The sequence below is a fragment of the Falsiroseomonas sp. CW058 genome (assembly GCF_050563535.1).
Lineage (GTDB): Bacteria > Pseudomonadota > Alphaproteobacteria > Acetobacterales > Acetobacteraceae > Falsiroseomonas.
This window is the reverse complement of sequence record NZ_JBNXUO010000032.1, coordinates 1-16,932: the sequence shown is the minus strand read 5'-3', so window position 1 is coordinate 16,932 and position 16,932 is coordinate 1. Positions and strand designations below refer to the sequence as shown.

The window sequence follows — 16,932 nt, the reverse complement described above, 5'->3', positions numbered from 1 at the left end:
GGGTCAGCCTCCACGGGCGGCGCGCAGGTCCCGCCAGCCCTCGGCGACATGGCCGGCGATGACGTGCCATTCGTGGTGGCGCTGGACGAAGCGGCGCGCCGCCTCCCCCGCGCGGCGCACCGCCTCGGGCGAGGCGAGCGCCGCCTGCAGCGTCTCCACCAGCGAGTCGAGGCTGCCCTTGCGGAACAGCCATCCCGTCTCGCCGTGGCGCACGATCTCCGCGATGGCCTCCACGTCGGAGCCGATGACCGGCTTGGCCATCGCCATCGCCTCGAAGGGCTTCAGGGGGGAGACGAGCTCGGTGATCGCGGTCGGGATGCGCGGGAAGACCGCGATGTCCACCAGCGAGTAGTAGTCCGGCACCGCGTCGAAGGGCACGCGGTCCAGCAGGATGATGCGCCCGCCATGGTCGAGGTCGCGCAGCAGCGCCTCCATCTCGGCGCGGGCGGGGCCGTCGCCCACGATCAGCAGGCGGAAGGCGATGCCGCGGCGGTGCAGTTCCGCCGCGGCGCGGCACAGGTCGGGCAGGCCCTCGTACTGGGCGAAGGTGCCGATGTAGCCCAGCACCACCTCCCCCGGCGCGATGCCGACCGTCGCGGCCAGCGCCGCGTTCCGCGGCGCCGGCACGAAGCGGGAGGTGTCGCAGCCATTCGGCGCGATGCGCGCCGCCGAGATGTCCACGCCGCGGCGCGCCATCTCGCTCCGCACGCCGCGGGTGATGGTGAACAGCAGGTCCGCGCGCGCGGCCACGAAGCTTTCCATGTCGCGGAACAGGGCGAAGTGCTCGCTCGCCTCGTAGCCTGGCGTGTAGGAGGCGCGCGTCACCTCCCACAGCCCGCGCATCTCGTAGCAGAAGGGCAGGCCCGTCATGCGCGCGGCCATCAGCGCGGGCAGCCCCACCATCCAGTTCGACGCGGCATGGATCAGGTCCGCCCCGGCGGACAGCGCGGCCATCGCGATGCGGTCCGCGCATTCGGCGATGTAGGCGTGCAGCGTCATGGTCAGCCTGTTGGCCTCCGCCCCGCCGAGATGGAGGTAGGGGACGCCGTCCTCCGTCTCCAGCATCGCCCCCGCGGGCATCCGCTTCTCGGCGTCCCAGGGATAGCCGAGCCGGCTGACCGCGATCACGTCCTCCCCGGTCCCGAGCAGGCCGCGCAGCAGGTAGTGCGAGCGCAGGACGTAGCCGTTCTGGTCGTAGGGCAGGCAGCGCCACAGCACGTAGAGCGCGCGCCGCCGCCCCGCCGGCGCCGTCACGCGGCGCCCCGGCAGGACCGGCTGCGCCTGCGCAAAGTCGTGCCAGGACCGCAGCTGGCGCAGGTGGCGGATATTGGCCCGCGTCGGCGCGGCGCGTGCCACGTCGAGGCTGCGCGCATAGGCCTCGGCCGGCAGGGACAGCGAATCGCCCAGCCGGAAGGCCCTTGCCGCCGCGCGCAGCAGGCGCGCATCGCCATGGCGCAGCAGCGCGGCCCGGAAGGCCGCGCGTTCCCCGGCCGTGGCCCCGCGATGGGCGGGCAGCAGCGCGGCCATCGCCTCGCTCCGCGCCGCCATGGTGAGACGACGGCCGTCGCGCAGCATGGCGTCCAGGCGGCCCTCCAGCGTCGCCGGATCGGCGCCGCCGGGCGGCGGTGGCGGGGCGCGACGCCGCCCCTCGCCGCGCGCATCGAGCAGCGCCGCGTGCTCATCCGCCTCGGCGGCGGCCTCCTCCACGCTCGACAGCCGGTTGAGCACCGACTGGAACAGCGCGGGGGACAGCGAGGCGGCCGGCCCCCCCGCCCCGGCCAGCGCCCCAAGCAGCGCGCGCCGCGCCGCCGCGCCATCGGGGAAGGGCAGCGCGCCGGCGGAACGCCCGGCACCCCCGCCATCCGCCGGCAGGGGCGGCAGCCGGATGTCGTGCTCCGCCCCCTCGATGCGGAGCGACAGCCCGTCCCGCTCCCCGGGCCCGAGCAGCGCGAACAGCGGCAGGCGGAAGCCGTGCCCGGCGAGCCCGCGTCCGGCCAGTTCCCGCCGATGCTCCGCGCAGGGCCAGGCCAGCAGGTCCGCCCCGCCGCGCCGCAGCACCACCCGCGCCGGCGCGAAGGCCGGGCCATGCGCCCAGCCCAGCAGGACGCCACCGGCGAGATGCGTGGCCGCGCCATCCGCCGGCACCACATGCTCGACCGGGCTGCCCGCCAGGTCCCACCCGCCCTCGGCCGCCACCGCGCGGACCCGTGCCCGCCCGCCATGCGCGCGCAGCGCCGCGCCGATGTCGAGGGCGAAGCCGCGCGCATCCGCCCCGAGCCGCGCCAGCGCGGGCCCCGGCACCGGGCGGTCCGCCGCGACCTCCCCCACCGGGACGTCGTCGAGGAGGATGCGGACCACCGCCTCCCCTCCCCCCGCCGGGCGGCGCATCCAGCCGACGACGCGGCCGGCGCGGATGGCGTTGAGGCGCCCGCGGATGCCGCTCATGCCTCCGGCGGCTCCTCGGCGTCTCGGATGGCGGCATCGGCGCCGGCCCCCTCGCCGAATGCGTCGATGGTGGCCAGCACGCGCAGCAGCACGGCCTGGTCGACCTCCACCCAGCCGTCGAAGGGCCGGTCGCCGGGCAGGGTGCCGGCGGGGCTGTCGGGGGCTGTCATGTCGGGGCGCGGTCCGGGCAAGTGGGGGTCGCCGCGGCGGGCGCGGCCCATGGGGTCCGCGATGCGGGCGCGGCGGGCGCTGTCTCGCACGCGGTGCGCGGGGGGGTCAACGCGGGGCCGGCGCTTCCTCGCCCTCCGCGGGGCTCCAGCGGTCGAGGACCGGCTTCAGCAGCCCGAAGCGCGCCAGTTCCGCCTCCGGCTCCGCCACATGGACGAGGTGGGGGTTCAGCCGGTTGCTGACATTGCCGCCATGGACGAATTGCAGCCACATCGGCTGGCGCGTGACCGGCAGGAAGACCTGCCCCGCATCGAGCACGCGGGAGTGGTTGATCTGCAGCACGGTCGCGACGCGCGCCGGCCCGTCCGCGGGCAGGCGCTCCACCCGCGACAGGAAGGCGTTGTTGGTCTGCGGGAACAGCCGGAAACGGCCGGCGCCGTACTGGGCGCCGTAGGGGAACACGATCCAGTGGTCGTCGAGCGCGGGCCGCGCGGCCTGCACGGCGGCGGCGTATTCGGCCAGCGTCGCGAAGAACAGCCGGTTCAGCGCATCGTCGTTGTCGAGCCGCGTCGTCACCAGCCAGCGGTGGGACGGCGTGCGCCGCAGCTCGATCTCGCGCAGGAAGGGCAGCTGCAGGCCTTCCGCGACGCCGTCCGTGGTCTCCTGCCAGACCGGCACGATCCAGTCATGCGCCGCGATGGCGTCGAGCACCGGCCGCACCGCGTCCCGCCGCGCCGCGTCGAAGCCGATCAGCCAGAGATCCGGCCGCGGCCGCTGGGAGAGGACGCTGCGGAGGCAGACATGGCGGAAGATCCCGACCCTGGCGGAGAGCCAGGCGGCGAAGCTCTCCTCGTCCAGCAGGCGGCCGGCCTCGCGGAAGCCCGGCAGGACCATGTTGAAGCGCGTCAGCAGGACCGTCAGCGCATCGAGCGGGGGGCGCGCCGGGTCGTGCCTGTAGAGCGCGTCGCCGAGGACCAGCCGCATCGCCATCCGTATCCCCCTGCCGCCGAGGCGGCCCCTCTCTGCGCCCCGCGCCGGCCGGCGGCAATGCCGCGCCGCGCCGTCCCTTTGACAGGACGGCGAGGGCCGCCGCAGGCTCGCGGCGAATTGTGGTGGATCGGTCCTCCCATGCGCCTCGACGAACTCGGCCTCCGCCATGGCACGGACAAGGCAAGCAACCGGCACGACTTCCTCCGCACCTACGAACGCTACCTCGCGGGGATGCGGGACAGCGCGGCGGCGGTGCTGGAGGTGGGCGTCCTCGACGGTGCATCGCTCCGGATGTGGGCCGACTACTTCCCGCGCGCCGCGATCCTCGGCATCGACGTGAAACCCGAGAGGGCCGCGCACCGGACCGACCGCATCGGCGTCGAGATCGGCAATGCGGGCGACCCGAAGTTCCTCGCCGCGGTCGCCGGGCGGCACGGGCCCTTCGACCTCATCCTCGATGACGGCAGCCATCTCTGGGACCACCAGCAGCTCGCCTTCCGCCGGCTGTTCCCGCATCTGCGGCCGGGCGGCGTCTTCATCATCGAGGACATCAACACGAGCTACGTGCCGCGCTACGGCCGGGACCGCGGCGCGCTGCCGACCACGGCCTGGATGAAATACTACCTCGACTTCCTCCTCTCCGTCGGGACGGAGCCGAACGCGCCGACGCCGGGCGAGGACGAGGTGGCGCAGATCTGGCGCAACCAGGTCGCCGAGGCCTGCGCGATCCGCAAGTCCCTCATCCTGGTGAAGCGGCAGGCCAGGGCGCCGAAGGCGGACGGGCCGGGGGGCGACGCGGCGGTCTGACGCCGCCCGCCGCCATGGCCGGCCGGCAGCGTCACCCCATCGGCGCGGGGTCTTCCAGTTCCGGCGCGATGCTGCCGGGCAGGCCGAGCTCGAAGGCGTTCAGCGTCAGCGACACGAGGCAGTAGTAGCCGAGGATGCCGACCAGCTCGACCAGCCCCTGCCCGCCCAGCGCCGCGGTCGCGCTGTCATGCAGCGCCCGCGGCACGCGCCCGGTGGAGAGCAGGGTGGTGGACACCTCGTAGACCGCGCTTTCCCGCGCATCCGCCAGCGCGGGGCGGCGGCGCGCGGCGATGGCGGCGATCACCTCCGGCTCCAGGCCCGCCTTCAGCGCCTCGCGCTTGTGCGCGGTCCATTCGTGGTGCGAGGTCCAGTGCCGCCCGCAGACCAGGATCGCCATCTCGGACAGCTTCGGCTCCAGCGTCGTGCCGTAGCGCAGGAATTCGCCGAGCTTCTGCGCGCGGCTGGCCAGTTCCGGGCTGCGCAGCCAGGCGACCATGGGCGCGGGGACGCGGCCGCGGATGCCGGCCACCACCTCCGCGACCGCCGCCTTCTGCTCCGGCGTCATCGCGTCCTCGGGCGGCAGTTCCAGGCGGGCCATGCGGTTTCCTCCCTGCGCGGCGTGATGGCATGGTGATGCCGAAACGCGCGCGGCGCGACAAGCCAGGGGAAACCACGCCATGCAGCAGCGCTTCGCCGGCCGGATCGCCCTCGTCACCGGCGCGGGCTGCGTCGGCCCCGGCTGGGGCAACGGCCGCGCCATCGCGGTGGCCCTCGCGCGGGAAGGCGCCGCGGTCATCGGCCTCGACCGCAGCCCGGACGCGATGGCGGAGACGGCGGCGCGCATCGCCGCGGATGGCGGCCGGTTCGAGGCGGTGGCCGCGGACGTGACGGACGGCGCCGCCATCGCCCGCATCGTCGCCGATGCCGCGGCCCGCCACCGCCGCATCGACGTGCTGGTGAACAATGTCGGCGGATCGGCGCCCGGCGGCCCGGTGGAGATGGCGGAGGAGGTGTGGGACCTCCAGGTGGACACCAACCTCAAATCCGTCTTCCTGATGCTGAAGCATGTCCTGCCGGTGATGGAGGCGCAGGGCGGCGGCGCGGTGGTCAACCTCGCCTCCACCTCCGGCATCCGCTGGACCGGCGCGGCGCAGGTCGCCTATGCGGCGTCGAAGGCCGGCGTCATCCAGCTGTCGCGCGTGGTCGCGGTGCAGTATGCGGCGCGCGGCATCCGCGTGAACACGGTGGTGCCGGGGCAGATGCACACGCCGATGGTGGAAGCCCGCCTGGCCGGCCAGCGCGCGGGCGGCGACGTGGCGGCGATCGTCGCGCAGCGCGTCGCGCGCATCCCGCTCGGCTTCGCGGGCGACGGGCGGGACACGGCGAATGCCGTGCTGTTCCTCGCCTCCGACGAGGCGCGGTTCGTCACCGGCACCGAACTCGTGGTGGATGGGGGGATGTCGGTGCGCTGCGGATAGGCGTCACCGCCTCTCCTGCGCGCGGACCCTCTCGCGATGCGCGGTGTAGAGCCCGCTCGCCGCGATCACCAGCGCGCCGACCAGCGTCCAGCGGTCCGGCACCGCGCCGAACACCACCAGCCCGAGCAGGCCGGAGGTGATGAGCTGCACGTAGCTGAACGGCGCCAGCACCGATGCCGGCGCCACGCGATAGGCCAGCACCACCAGCCATTGCGCGACGCTCGACACCAGCCCGATGGCAAGCCCCAGCCAGAGCTGCGGCCAGGTCGGCACCTGCACGCCGAAGGGCAGCAGCAGCGTCAGCAGCAGGAAGCCCACCCCCGCGGTCCAGGCCAGCGTCGTCGTGGTCGCGTCCACCCCCGCCATCCGCCGCGTCACCACCGCCGCCATCGCCCAGAAGGCCGAGGAGGCGATCGGCAGCAGCGCCGCGACCTGGAAGGCATCCGTGCCCGGCCGGATGACGATGAGCGCGCCGAGCAGCCCGACGCAGAGCGCGCTCCACCGCCGCCAGCCCACCACCTCGCCCAGGAAGACCACCGACAGCGCGGTGATGAAGGCGGGCGAGACGAAGTTGATCGCCGTCGCCTCGGCCAGCGGCAGGTGGCGCAGCGCCAGGATGAAGAAGATCGCCGATCCCGCGACGCCCACCGCCCGCAGCACCTGCAGCCCCGGCGCGCGCGACCGCAGCACGCCGAGCCCGCCGCGCCGCATCAGCGGCATCACCGCCAGCGTGACGAAGACCAGGTAGCGCAGCCAGGCGATCTCCACCGGCGGCAGGCTCTCGCCGAGGCGCTTGGCCATGGTGTCGGAGACCGAGAACAGGCCGATGGCCGACATCTGCAGCGCGATGCCGCGCAGCGGGTCGTCCACGCGCGCCGCCACCGCCGGATGCCGAGCCTCGTCGCGTTGCGCCATGGGCCGATCCCACCACGCCGCCCGCCACCGGTCCACCGCCGCCGGCGCGGGGCTGCCGGCACCGGGGCCGGTTTGCGGCAGATCAAGGCGGCCGCGATCGCGGCGCGGCTTCACTCCGCGCCAGGCCCTCCTGCCTTCCCGGCGGGGGGATGGCTGCCGCATCCGGACGGAACGCAGGAGTGGAACGGATGGGACGCGCCCTCGATGCCCTGCTCGACACCGCCCCGCCCGCGCTCCGCGACCGCGCCGACGCGCCGCGGCTGATCGCGGGCTCGCAGGGGGTGCGCCGCCCCTCGTCCCGGCTGCTCGGCGCGGGGGCGGGTCCGGCGGCGGCGGCCTTCCTGCGGAGCCTCGCCGCCGCGCTGCGCGGGGCAGGGGCGGCGGACGCGATCCCGCTCGCCTCCCTCCCGCCCGGGGACCGCCGCGCGGTGCTGGACCTGCTGGGCGAGGGCGAGGTGCGGATCGAGATCGCGCCCGGCCCGGTGCTCGCGGTGGAATCCGTCATGCCCGGCGTCTGGCGCATCCGGGACGCGGCGGGCGGCCCTGTGCGCATCGAGGCGGGCGAGGTGCCGGCCGTGCTGCGGGAGGCGCTGGCCCGCTGCCCGGCCGCCCCGCCCGCCGGCGGACGGCCCGACACCGCCTTCGCGGAGGAGGTCGCGCGCCTTGCCGCGGGCTTCGCGCCGGGCGCGGCCGGCCGGGTGCTGGCGCCGGACCCGGCGGCAATGCCTGCCCTGGCCGCCTGGCTGGGCGAGGGGCCGGTGCGCGCCACCGTGCTGGGCTATGGCGGGGTGGAGGTGTCCGCCACCCGGTCCCGCCACCTGTGGCGCCTGCGCCACCACGATGCGCGCGGCGGCGCTGCGCGCGACACGATCGAGGTCGGCGACATCCCGGAGGCGCTGCGCGCCGCCCCGCAGGACATGGCCGACAGCGCGGAGCGGCTCGAGGAGGTGGTGAAGGCCTTCGCGCGCTGACGGCGATCCGGGGATGCCGCGCCGCGCGACCCGGCGGGATCGGGGAAGGATGTCGCTTTCCCGCGCCGGGGGGCTTGCACGCCGCGCCGCCTGCCGCGTTCCTGTCCGCCCATGGCAGGAGTACCGCACCATGCCCCATGACGGGCACGACCACCCGAGCATCCCCGAGGATGGCTGGAAGCACAGCGGCGTCCGCGTGATCCCGGGCGACAGCCTCGATGCCAACACCGCGCAGACGCCGGGGATGCACCGCGCGGCCGCGATCAACGCGGCGCGCACCGGCGCGCAGAAGATCTGGGCCGGCACCGTCCACATCCACCCCGACGCCAAGACCGGCGCGCACCACCACGGCCCGCTGGAAAGCGTCATCTACGTGGTCAGCGGCCGCGCCCGCATGCGCTGGGGGGAGAGGCTGGAATTCGTGGCCGAGGCCGGGCCGGGAGACTTCATCTACGTCCCCCCCTTCGTCCCCCACCAGGAGATCAACGCCAGCAGCGACGAGACGCTGCGCTGCGTCCTGGTCCGCAGCGACAACGAGGCGGTGGTCGTCAACCTCGACATCGAACCGGTGGAGAAGCCCGAGGGCGTCGCCTGGATCGACCCGATCCACAAGGCGCCCTGATCCGCATGGGCCAGCATGGATGCCGGCGCATCCATGCCCCCCATCCTGCCATGCGTCGCCGCCGATTCGGCGGCGGCCGGCCGCGGGCCGGGACGGCCGCGCGGCGGCCTCACATCCAGCGACGGACGCGGCCGCGATAGGCGTCGTAGGCCGCGCCGAAGCGGCGCGCGAGATACGCCTCCTCCCGCGCGACCACCAGGCGGTCGAGCAGGCCGTGCAGCACCGCGACGCCGACCCAGCCCCACAGCGTGCCCCACATCAGCGCCAGCCCCGTCGCGACCAGCAGGAAGCCGAGATAGATCGGGTTGCGCCCGAAGCGGAACGGCCCGGACTCCACCAGCGCGGCATCGGGCCGGTCGGGGCGCGGGTCGTTGCCGGCCTTCGCCATCACCGCCAGCGCCCAGCCGATCAGCGCCAGCGCCAGGAACACCACCATCCAGCCGAGTTCCGGCGCCGGCGGGCCGAGCCGGACCGTCCAGACGCGGTCGAGCCCCCAGGCCGCGGCCATCACCGCCGCGGCGATGACCGGCGGCGGGACGCGCACCCCCGGCCCATGCGTGTCGGCGTCAGGCGGGTTCACGGGTGGGCAGCCTCATCCAGCCGGGGATGCGCGGGGTCAGCACGGCCTCGGCGCAGCGCAGGGCGCCGCCGGCCTCCGCCGCCTCGATCCGCAGCAGGGCGAGGCCCTGCCCGTCGCGGGCCGAGCGCATCTCCCCCACCTCCGCCCCGTCGCGCGTCACCGGCGTGCCGGGCGGCGGCAGCGGGCCCGCGACCGCGACGGGAAACAGCCGCTTCTTGAGCAGCCCGCGATACTTCGTCCGCGCCGTCAGCTCCTGCCCCATGTAGCAGCCCTTCGACCAGGACACGCCGTGGAGCTCGTCGAAGCCGCCTTCCAGCAGCACCGACCTCTCCCGCTCCATGTCCGGCGCGCCGTCGGGCAGGCCGAGCGACAGCCGGTGCCGGTCGTACTCCCCAGCCGTGGCATCCGCCGGCAGCGGCGCCGCCGACAGCACGCGCCAGCCCGCCTCCGACAGGCGCGGGTCCGGCGCGGCGATGGTGCCGGGTGGCGGCAGCGCGCCGCCCCACAGCGCATGCACCGCGAAGTCGCCCGACGCGTCGCGCAGCGCCACCTTCGCGCGCAGCCGGAAGCGGCCCAGCGCCTTCGCCAGTTCCGCCGCGCCGTCGCGCGCGCAGTCCAGCAGCAGGCGACCGTCCTCGGCCAGGACGAAGAAGTCCGCCAGCCACTTCCCCTGCGGGGTCAGCAGCGCGGACCAGACGGCCACGCCCGGCGCGGCCTTGGTGACGTCGTTCGAGACGAGGCCCTGGAGGAAGGCGACGCGGTCCTCGCCCGTCACCTCCACCACGCCCCGTCCCGGCAGGAGGGCTGTCGGCATCCCCGGCAGGTGGGAGGGCGGGCGGGTCGTTGCAACCTTCGCCCGCGCGGGGTGGGGCGGCGCGGCGGGGCGTGCTATGCGCCCCGGGCCCATGAGGATCCTTTTCGTCACCGCCACCCGCATCGGCGATGCCGTGCTCTCCACCGCGCTGCTCGGCCACCTGCTGGCGCGGCATCCGGGGGCGCGCGTCACGGTGGCCTGCGGCCCCGCCGCGGCGGGCGTCTTCGCGCGGATGCCGGGACTCGAGAGGCTGATCGTGGTGGCGAAGCGCCGCTGGTCGCTCCACTGGCTCGATCTCTGGCGGCAGGTGGCCTTCACGCGCTGGGACCTGGTGGTGGACCTGCGCGCCTCCGCCCTGGCCTGGACGGTGCCGGCGCGGCGGCGTGCCGTGGGCCGGGGCGGGCGGCGGGCAGGGCACCGGCTGACGCATATCGGCGCGGTGCTCGGCCTGTCCCCGCCGCCGCTGCCGGTCGCCTGGACCGCGCCGGAGGACGAGGCCCGCGCCGCCGCGCTGCTGCCGGGCGGCCCCTGGCTGGTGCTGGGGCCGACCGCCAACTGGGCGGAGAAGGTCTGGCCGGCGGACCGTTTCGTCGCGGCCGCGCGGGCGCTGACCGCGCCGGGCGGCGCGCTGGCGGGCGCGCGCATCGCCGTGCTCGGCGGGCCTGGCGGGGCGGAGCGCGCTTCGGCCGCGCCGGTGCTGGCGGCGCTGCCGGGCGCGGTGGACCTGGTCGGCACGCTGGACCTGCCGGTGGTCGCGGCGGTGCTGCGCCGCGCCGCGCTCTATCTCGGCAACGATTCCGGGCTGATGCACCTGGCCGCTGCGGCGGGCGCGCCGGTGGTCGGGCTGTTCGGGCAGTCCGACCCGCGCGAATACGGGCCCTGCGGCCCGCGGGCCGTCGCCGTGCAGGCGGATGGCGAGCCCTTCCGCACCACCATGGCGGCGCTGCCCGTGGACCGCGCGGTGGCGGCGGCCGAGGCGCTGCTGCGGCGGGAGGCGGCGGCGTGAGGGTGGCGCATGTGATGGCCGGCGCCCCCCAGGGCGGGGCGGAGGCCTTCTTCGAGAGGCTGGTCCTCGCCCAGCACCGCCAGGGGCTCGACGTGCTGGCGGTGATCCGGCGCGACGTGGGGCGCGCGGCGCGGCTCTCGGCCGGCGGCGTGGCGCCGGTGGAACTGCCCTTCGGCGGGCCCTTCGACTTCCTGACGGGCCGGCGCCTGCGCGCGACGCTGGAGGCGTTCCGGCCGCAGGTGGTGGTCGCCTGGATGAACCGCGCGGCGCGGTACTGCCGCGCCGCCACCCCCTCCTCGCGCCCCTGGACGCTGGTGGGGCGGCTCGGCGGACAGTACGACCTCGGCTACTACCGCGGCTGCGACCTGCTGGTGGCGAACACGCGGGGCCTCTGCGACTGGATCGCCGCGCAGGGCTGGCCGCGGCAGCGGCTGAAGCACCTGCCGAACTTCGCCGCCGACCTGGCCGGCGCCGCGCCCGCCGCGCTGGCCGGGCCACGCCGCATCCTGGCGATGGGGCGGCTGCACCCCAACAAGGACTTCCCCACCCTGCTGCGCGCCATGGCGCGGCTGCCGGGGGACGCGCACCTGTCCCTGGCCGGGGAAGGGCCGGAGCGCGCGGCGCTGGAGGCGCTGGCGCGCGAACTCGGCCTCGGCGGGCGGGTCGACTTCCTCGGCTGGCGGCAGGATGTCGGCGCGCTGCTGGCGGGGGCGGAGATGCTCGTCGTCCCCTCCCGGATAGAGCCGCTGGGCAATGTCGTGCTGGAGGGATTCTCCGCATCCCGCCCCGTCGTCGCCACCGCCGCCGACGGCCCGCGCGAGGTGATCGAGGACGGCCGCACCGGGCTGCTGGTGCCGATCGGCGACGATGCCGCGCTGGCGGCCGCCGTCGCGGCGCTGCTGGACGATCCCGCCCGCGCGCAGGCGCTGGCCGCCGCAGGCCGCGCGGAGTTCGAGGCGCACCACGCCGAGGCGCCGGTGCTGGCGAAGTGGCGCCTGTTCCTGGACGCGGCGGCGAGGATCGACGCCTGATGTGCGGCATCGCCGGCCTCGCGCTGCGCCACGGCATGACGCCCGATGCGGGTGTGCTGCGGGCGATGCTGCGCGCGCTCGACCATCGCGGGCCGGATGGCAGCGGGCTGCATGTGGCGGACAACGTGGGGCTGGCGCACAACCGCCTGGCCATCATCGACCTCGCGACCGGCGACCAGCCGCTGGTCTCCGGCCCCGCCGCGCTGGTCGCGAATGGCGAGGTCTACAACTACCTGGAGCTGCGCGCGGCCCATGCGCTCGGCTGCGCGACGGGCAGCGACTGCGAGCCGCCGCTGCATCTCTACCGCCGCGACGGCGTGCCGGCCTATGCGGCGGAGATGCGCGGGATGTACGCGGTGGCGCTGCACGACCGCGCGGCGCGGCGGGTGGTGCTGACGCGCGATCCCTTCGGGATCAAGCCGCTCTACCTCGCCCAGGTCGCGGGCGGCATCGCCTTCGCGTCGGAACCGCAGGCGATCCTCGCCGCCGGGCTGGTGCCGCCGCGGGTGCGGCGGGAGGCGCGGGACGAATTGCTGCAGATGCAGTTCACCACCGGCGCCGAGACCATCTTCGACGGCATCGCCCGCCTGCTGCCGGGCGAGACGGTGGTGATCGCCGACGGCGCCATCGTGGAACGCCACCGCCGCCCCGCCCTGCCCGAGGGCGGGCCCGAGCACATCACCGAGGAGGAGGCGCTCGCCCGGCTCGACGCCGCCTTCGAGGAGAGCGTGCGCCTGCACCAGCGCGCCGACGTGCCCTATGGCCTGTTCCTGTCGGGCGGCATCGATTCCGGCGCGGTGCTGGCGATGATGCGGCGGCTGAACGCGGCGCCGGTGCGCTGCTTCACCGCCACCTTCGACGCCCCCGGCGCGGCCGACGAACGCGCCGCCGCCGAGGCCGCCGCGAAGGCCGCGGGCGCCGTCCACGCCACGGTGGCGGTGACGGAAGCCGAGGTCTGGCGCCACCTGCCGCGCATCGTCGCGGCGATGGACGACCCGGCGGCGGACTACGCCATCATCCCCTCCTGGTTCCTCGCGCGGCGCGCACGGGAGGAGGTGAAGGTCGTGCTGTCCGGCGAGGGCGGGGACGAGATCTTCGGCGGCTACGGTCGCTACCGCAGCGCGATGCGCCCCTGGTGGCTGGGCGGCAAGCAGCCGCGCGCGACGGGCAGCTTCGACCATGTGCCGGGCGTGCTGCGGGAAGCGCCGCGGCTGTGGCGCGACGGCATCGCGGCGGCGGAAGCGGCGTCCGCCACGCCGGGGCGGACGCGGCTGATGGCGGCGCAGGCGGCGGATGTGGCGGACTGGCTGCCGAACGACCTGCTGGCGAAGCTCGACCGCTGTCTGATGGCACATGCGGTGGAAGGGCGCACGCCCTTCCTCGACGCCGGGGTGGCCGCGGCGGGGTTCCGCCTGCCGGACCAGCTGAAGGTGCGCCGGCGCACCGGCAAGTGGCTGCTTCGGCAATGGCTGGCGCGCCACGCCCCGGCGTCCCGCCCCTTCGCGCCGAAGCAGGGCTTCACCGTGCCGGTCGGCGCCTGGATCGCGGGCGTGGGGGAACGGCTCGGCCCGCTGGTGGCGGCGCAGCCCGGCGTGGCGGAAGCGGCGCATCCCGACCGCGTGGTGGCGCTGTTCCGGTCGGCGGGCGGCGACAAGCACCGCGGCTTCGCCGCTTGGCACCTGCTGTTCTACGCGCTGTGGCACCGCGCCCATGTCGAGCGGCGCGGCACGGCGGGCGACCTGTGGGAGGTGCTGGGGGGCTGACCCGGCAACGCCGCCGCCGCCCGGCCGTTGCTGGCGCATGGAAGCCGGACATTTCGTCGCCCTGCTGCTGGCCGGCATCGGGCCGCTGCTGGCGCTGGCCCGGATCGCGAAGCTGCCCGCGACGCTGGTGCTGGCCGGGGCGGGCGTCGCGGTCGGGCTGCTGCCCGGGCCGCCCCTGGTGCGGCTCGACCCCGGGATCGCGATCGCGCTGTTCCTGCCGCCGATCATCTATGCCGGCAATGTCCGCATCACCCCGCTGCTGCTGCGCCGCACGCTGCTGCCCGGCGGCCTGGTCGGCGTGCTCGTGGCACTCGCCGTCATCGGCGCCACGGCGCTGGTCGCGCGCTGGATGCTGCCGGACCTCGGCGGCCCGCAGGCGGTGCTGCTGGGCGTGGTCGCCGCGCTGTTCGACACCCGCATCTTCCACGAGGCCGAGGGCCGCCCGCATGTGCCCCGCGCCGTCGCCGACGCGCTGAAGGCGCGCGAGATCGCGGCGCGGGTCGTCGCCCTCACCGTCTTCTCCCTGGCGCTGGAGGCGCTGTCGGAACGGGCGCCGCCGGGACTGGGGGAAGCCGCGCTCGACATCGCCTGGAGCCTGGCGGGCGGCGCCGCGGCGGGCATCGCCATCGGCCGCGCCGTGCTGTGGCTGCGGGACCGCGCCGGGCCGGCGCCGATCGAGATCGCCGTCTCGCTCGCCGCGCCCTATCTCGCGGCGCTCGCCGCCGAATGGCTGGCGCTGTCCCTCGCCGTGTCGGTGATCGCCGCGGCGCTCACCGTCTCCGCCGCGCGGGTGGACCCGGAGACGGGGGAGGCGCGGTCCTCGGCCGAGACGCGCATCGCGGCGGCCGCCTTCTGGGAGGAGGCGAGCCTGCTCGCCTCCGCCGTGCTGTTCTTCTTCGCCGGCCTCGCCCTGCCCGAGGCGCTGGCGGGCCTCGGCTTCTGGCCGCTGGCGCGGGTGGCGGGGGCGGCGGCCGCGATCCTGGCGCTGGTGCTGCTGGTGCAGTGGCTCGGCTCGCTCGCCGCGGCGCATCTGCCGCCGCTCTCGGCCGCGCTGGAGGAGGCGGATGCGGCGACGCGCGGCGGGGCGGCGGGGGTGATGGCCTGGGCCTCCACCCTGTCGGTCATCGGCCTGATCGCGGCGCTGTCCATCCCCGCCACCCTGCCGGATGGCGAGCCGACGCCGGGGCGCGACCTGGTGCTGGTGCTGGCGGCGCTGGTGATCCTCGGCTCCGTGCTGGTGCAGGGGCTGACGCTGCGCGCCGTGGTGCGCCGCGCCGGCCTGTCCGCGCCGGCCGAGGCGAAGGCGGAGGAGGAGAAGGCGCGCGGCGCCGCCGCCGCCGCGCGGGACCGCGCCCCCGACGCCCCGGAGGAGGCCGGGCGCCGCGCCCTGCTGCGGCTGCACGAACGCGACGAGATCGGCGACGAATCGCTCCGCAAGGCCCTGCGCGAGAGCGACCTGCGGGAGAGGGCGGCCGAAGGCGGCGGCACCGGCGCCGGCCCGCCGCAGCCCTGACGGCCCGCCCGGCGGCATCCGGCCTCTGGTCTCCTGCGCCGAATCGTAGGACACCCATCGCGCCCGTCAGACAGGAACCCGCCGCCCATGACCGCCACCTTCGACCTCGTGCTCCGCGGCGGCAGCCTCGTCCTTCCCTGGGGCGTGGAGGCGGCGGATGTCGGCGTGCGCGGCGGGCGCATCGCGGCCATCGGGGACCTGCGCGCCGCCGCCGCGGCCGAGGCGATCGACTGCGCCGGCCTGCATGTGCTGCCCGGGCTGATCGACAGCCATGTCCACCTGCGCGAGCCCGGCGATGCGGCCGTCGAGACGATCGCCACCGGCACCAGGGCCGCGATCCTCGGCGGCGTGACGGCGGTGTTCGACATGCCGAACACCTCGCCTTCCATCACCGACCGCGCGCGGCTGGACTGGAAGCGCGACCACCTGGCGGGCCGCGCCTGGTGCGACATGGGGCTCTATGTCGGCGCGACCAAGGCGAACATCGCATCCCTGGCCGAGCTGGAGGCGCAGCCCAATGTCTGCGCCATCAAGGTCTTCGCCGGCTCCTCCACCGGCGACCTGATGGTGGAGGACGACGAGAACCTGGAACGCGTGATGCGCGCGGGCCGCCGCCGCGTCTGCTACCACTCCGAGGACGAGTACCGCCTGCAGGCGCGCAAGCCGCTCTACAGCTCCGGCATGCCGCACCGGATGCATGCCGAATGGCGCGACGTGGAATGCGCCTTCCTCGGCACGCGGCGGCTGATGGCGCTGGCGCGCCGCACGGGGCGGCCGGCGCATATCCTGCACGTCTCCACCGCCGAGGAGCTGGACTACCTGAAGGACTTCCGCGACCTCGCCACGGTGGAGGTGCTGCTGAACCACCTGACCCAGACCGACGAGGCCTATGACCGGCTGGGCGGCTATGCCGTGATGAACCCGCCGATCCGCGACGAGCGGCACCTGAAGGCGGCCTGGGCGGCGGTGGCGGACGGCACGGTGGACACGGTGGGCAGCGACCACGCGCCGCATTCCCGCGCCGCCAAGGAACGCCCCTGGCCGGATTGCGGCGCGGGGCTGACCGGGGTGCAGACCATCGTGCCGCTGATGCTGGACCATGTCAGCGCCGGGCGGCTGTCGCTTTCGCGCCTGGCGGACCTGATGTGCGCCGGTCCCGCCCGCGTCTACGGCGTGGTGGGCAAGGGGCGGCTCGCCGCCGGCTACGACGCCGACTTCACGGTGGTGGACATGAAGCGCCAGCGGGTGATCGAGGAGAGCTGGATCGCCTCCCCCTGCGGCTGGACGCCCTTCGCGGGGCATCGCTGCACCGGCTGGCCCGCCATGACGGTCATCCGCGGCCGCGTGGCGATGCGGGAGGACGAGGTGCTGGGCACGCCCGCCGGCGCGCCCGTGCGCTTCGCCGCCTGACGGCGCCTTCCCTCCGTTGAGGGGGGCATGCGCGGCTGGTAATTGGGGCGCACGAGGATCGGTCGGCCGACCGGCGTGGAGGGTGGGCATGGCGCAGACGGGCGACGGGACGGGCGACTGGGCATCGCGCCTCAAGGTCTCGCTGACGGGCGGCGCGGCGGAGCCCGCCCGGCCGCCGGCGCCTGGCGCGACGGCGCCCGCCCCCGCGCCGGCCGAAGGGGGGCTGCTGTCCTTCCTCAACGCCCCGCCCGCCGAAGGCCCCGCCGCGCCAAGCCTGCTCGACGCGCTGAACGCGCCGGCGGCGAGCGGCCTGCTCGCCGTGCTCGCCGCGCCGCCGCCGGCCCCGGCCCCGGCCCCGGCCGCGCCGCTGCCGCCCGCCCCCCTGTTCGAGGCGATCCGCCCGCCGCCCGCCGCCCCGC

Annotated in this window: 16 protein-coding genes and 1 pseudogene; 10 read left to right on the top strand and 7 right to left on the bottom strand. The window is 75.8% G+C overall.

Features of this window, described 5'->3' with window-relative positions; translation table 11 throughout:
• Window positions 1-3: 3 nt before the first annotated feature.
• The 3 genes from ACK8OX_RS20630 to ACK8OX_RS20620 all read right to left on the bottom strand — a co-directional run bounded on the left by ACK8OX_RS20630 (window position 4) and on the right by ACK8OX_RS20620 (window position 3,597).
• A complete protein-coding gene (locus ACK8OX_RS20630) occupies window positions 4-2,445 on the bottom strand; it encodes a glycosyltransferase family 4 protein (protein ID WP_430666128.1) in 2,442 nt (813 codons plus the stop codon).
• Entirely contained in the window at window positions 2,442-2,615 is a 174-nt protein-coding gene (locus ACK8OX_RS20625; RefSeq protein WP_430666127.1) for a hypothetical protein, read from the bottom strand. Before ACK8OX_RS20625 ends, ACK8OX_RS20630 begins: the two co-directional genes overlap by 4 nt.
• 106 nt (window positions 2,616-2,721) lie before the next feature.
• Entirely contained in the window at window positions 2,722-3,597 is an 876-nt protein-coding gene (locus ACK8OX_RS20620; RefSeq protein ID WP_430666126.1) for a glycosyltransferase, read from the bottom strand.
• Window positions 3,598-3,741: 144 nt separating this feature from the next.
• On the opposite strand from ACK8OX_RS20620, the gene ACK8OX_RS20615 reads away from it, so the two are divergent.
• Window positions 3,742-4,410, top strand: a complete 669-nt coding sequence (locus ACK8OX_RS20615) for a class I SAM-dependent methyltransferase (RefSeq protein ID WP_430666125.1) — start codon at window positions 3,742-3,744, stop codon at window positions 4,408-4,410.
• Window positions 4,411-4,441: 31 nt separating this feature from the next.
• Here the strand turns inward: ACK8OX_RS20615 and ACK8OX_RS20610 are convergent, their stop codons facing one another.
• Window positions 4,442-5,008, bottom strand: coding sequence for a carboxymuconolactone decarboxylase family protein (locus ACK8OX_RS20610; protein ID WP_430666124.1), 567 nt, complete (start codon window positions 5,006-5,008; stop codon window positions 4,442-4,444).
• Between the two features lie 79 nt (window positions 5,009-5,087).
• On the opposite strand from ACK8OX_RS20610, the gene ACK8OX_RS20605 reads away from it, so the two are divergent.
• Window positions 5,088-5,888: an SDR family NAD(P)-dependent oxidoreductase gene (locus tag ACK8OX_RS20605; RefSeq protein ID WP_430666123.1), complete on the top strand. Its 801-nt coding sequence runs from the start codon at window positions 5,088-5,090 to the stop codon at window positions 5,886-5,888.
• Between the two features lie 3 nt (window positions 5,889-5,891).
• On the opposite strand, the gene ACK8OX_RS20600 is transcribed toward ACK8OX_RS20605, so the two are convergent.
• Entirely contained in the window at window positions 5,892-6,803 is a 912-nt protein-coding gene (locus ACK8OX_RS20600; protein WP_430666122.1) for a DMT family transporter, read from the bottom strand.
• 188 nt (window positions 6,804-6,991) lie between these two features.
• Between ACK8OX_RS20600 and ACK8OX_RS20595 the strand changes: the two genes are divergently transcribed.
• Together ACK8OX_RS20595 and ACK8OX_RS20590 are read left to right on the top strand one after the other, a co-directional pair.
• Window positions 6,992-7,774 carry a hydrogenase expression/formation C-terminal domain-containing protein gene (locus tag ACK8OX_RS20595; protein WP_430666121.1) on the top strand — a complete coding sequence of 261 codons (783 nt, stop codon included), beginning with the start codon at window positions 6,992-6,994 and terminating at the stop codon, window positions 7,772-7,774.
• Window positions 7,775-7,904: 130 nt separating this feature from the next.
• Window positions 7,905-8,396 (top strand): cupin domain-containing protein, encoded by a 492-nt coding sequence (locus ACK8OX_RS20590; protein ID WP_430666120.1) that lies wholly within the window; start codon window positions 7,905-7,907, stop codon window positions 8,394-8,396.
• Between the two features lie 109 nt (window positions 8,397-8,505).
• On the opposite strand, the gene ACK8OX_RS20585 is transcribed toward ACK8OX_RS20590, so the two are convergent.
• Entirely contained in the window at window positions 8,506-8,976 is a 471-nt protein-coding gene (locus ACK8OX_RS20585) for a methyltransferase family protein (RefSeq protein WP_430666119.1), read from the bottom strand.
• On the bottom strand, window positions 8,963-9,790 hold the full coding sequence (locus ACK8OX_RS20580) for a YgfZ/GcvT domain-containing protein (protein WP_430666118.1): 828 nt from the start codon (window positions 9,788-9,790) through the stop codon (window positions 8,963-8,965). The genes ACK8OX_RS20585 and ACK8OX_RS20580 overlap by 14 nt, the downstream gene beginning before the upstream one ends.
• A gap of 91 nt (window positions 9,791-9,881) precedes the next feature.
• Between ACK8OX_RS20580 and ACK8OX_RS20575 the strand changes: the two genes are divergently transcribed.
• The 6 genes and pseudogenes from ACK8OX_RS20575 to ACK8OX_RS20550 form a co-directional block, all read left to right on the top strand.
• Complete coding sequence (locus ACK8OX_RS20575; RefSeq protein ID WP_430666117.1) at window positions 9,882-10,796, top strand: glycosyltransferase family 9 protein; 915 nt, start codon at window positions 9,882-9,884, stop codon at window positions 10,794-10,796.
• A gap of 14 nt (window positions 10,797-10,810) precedes the next feature.
• Complete coding sequence (locus ACK8OX_RS20570; RefSeq protein WP_430666166.1) at window positions 10,811-11,827, top strand: glycosyltransferase; 1,017 nt, start codon at window positions 10,811-10,813, stop codon at window positions 11,825-11,827.
• A complete protein-coding gene (gene asnB / locus ACK8OX_RS20565) occupies window positions 11,827-13,590 on the top strand; it encodes an asparagine synthase (glutamine-hydrolyzing) (protein ID WP_430666116.1) in 1,764 nt (587 codons plus the stop codon). Before ACK8OX_RS20570 ends, asnB begins: the two co-directional genes overlap by 1 nt.
• 37 nt (window positions 13,591-13,627) lie before the next feature.
• Complete coding sequence (locus ACK8OX_RS20560) at window positions 13,628-15,103, top strand: cation:proton antiporter (RefSeq protein WP_430666115.1); 1,476 nt, start codon at window positions 13,628-13,630, stop codon at window positions 15,101-15,103.
• 87 nt (window positions 15,104-15,190) lie between these two features.
• Window positions 15,191-16,513, top strand: coding sequence for a dihydroorotase (locus ACK8OX_RS20555; RefSeq protein WP_430666114.1), 1,323 nt, complete (start codon window positions 15,191-15,193; stop codon window positions 16,511-16,513).
• Between the two features lie 88 nt (window positions 16,514-16,601).
• Window positions 16,602-16,932, top strand: a pseudogene (locus tag ACK8OX_RS20550) (hypothetical protein); the annotation flags it as partial.

What these genes read in the sequence shown, in the direction of transcription:
- ACK8OX_RS20600 (WP_430666122.1), bottom strand. Translation starts at nt 6,803, where the DNA reads ATGGCGCAACGCGACGAGGCTCGGCATCCGGCGGTGGCGGCGCGCGTG.
- ACK8OX_RS20630 (WP_430666128.1), bottom strand. Translation starts at nt 2,445, where the DNA reads ATGAGCGGCATCCGCGGGCGCCTCAACGCCATCCGCGCCGGCCGCGTC.
- ACK8OX_RS20625 (WP_430666127.1), bottom strand. Translation starts at nt 2,615, where the DNA reads ATGACAGCCCCCGACAGCCCCGCCGGCACCCTGCCCGGCGACCGGCCC.
- ACK8OX_RS20610 (WP_430666124.1), bottom strand. Translation starts at nt 5,008, where the DNA reads ATGGCCCGCCTGGAACTGCCGCCCGAGGACGCGATGACGCCGGAGCAG.
- ACK8OX_RS20575 (WP_430666117.1), top strand. Translation starts at nt 9,882, where the DNA reads ATGAGGATCCTTTTCGTCACCGCCACCCGCATCGGCGATGCCGTGCTC.
- ACK8OX_RS20605 (WP_430666123.1), top strand. Translation starts at nt 5,088, where the DNA reads ATGCAGCAGCGCTTCGCCGGCCGGATCGCCCTCGTCACCGGCGCGGGC.
- ACK8OX_RS20595 (WP_430666121.1), top strand. Translation starts at nt 6,992, where the DNA reads ATGGGACGCGCCCTCGATGCCCTGCTCGACACCGCCCCGCCCGCGCTC.
- ACK8OX_RS20615 (WP_430666125.1), top strand. Translation starts at nt 3,742, where the DNA reads ATGCGCCTCGACGAACTCGGCCTCCGCCATGGCACGGACAAGGCAAGC.
- ACK8OX_RS20590 (WP_430666120.1), top strand. Translation starts at nt 7,905, where the DNA reads ATGCCCCATGACGGGCACGACCACCCGAGCATCCCCGAGGATGGCTGG.
- ACK8OX_RS20560 (WP_430666115.1), top strand. Translation starts at nt 13,628, where the DNA reads ATGGAAGCCGGACATTTCGTCGCCCTGCTGCTGGCCGGCATCGGGCCG.
- asnB (WP_430666116.1), top strand. Translation starts at nt 11,827, where the DNA reads ATGTGCGGCATCGCCGGCCTCGCGCTGCGCCACGGCATGACGCCCGAT.
- ACK8OX_RS20570 (WP_430666166.1), top strand. Translation starts at nt 10,811, where the DNA reads ATGGCCGGCGCCCCCCAGGGCGGGGCGGAGGCCTTCTTCGAGAGGCTG.
- ACK8OX_RS20555 (WP_430666114.1), top strand. Translation starts at nt 15,191, where the DNA reads ATGACCGCCACCTTCGACCTCGTGCTCCGCGGCGGCAGCCTCGTCCTT.
- ACK8OX_RS20620 (WP_430666126.1), bottom strand. Translation starts at nt 3,597, where the DNA reads ATGCGGCTGGTCCTCGGCGACGCGCTCTACAGGCACGACCCGGCGCGC.
- ACK8OX_RS20580 (WP_430666118.1), bottom strand. Translation starts at nt 9,790, where the DNA reads ATGCCGACAGCCCTCCTGCCGGGACGGGGCGTGGTGGAGGTGACGGGC.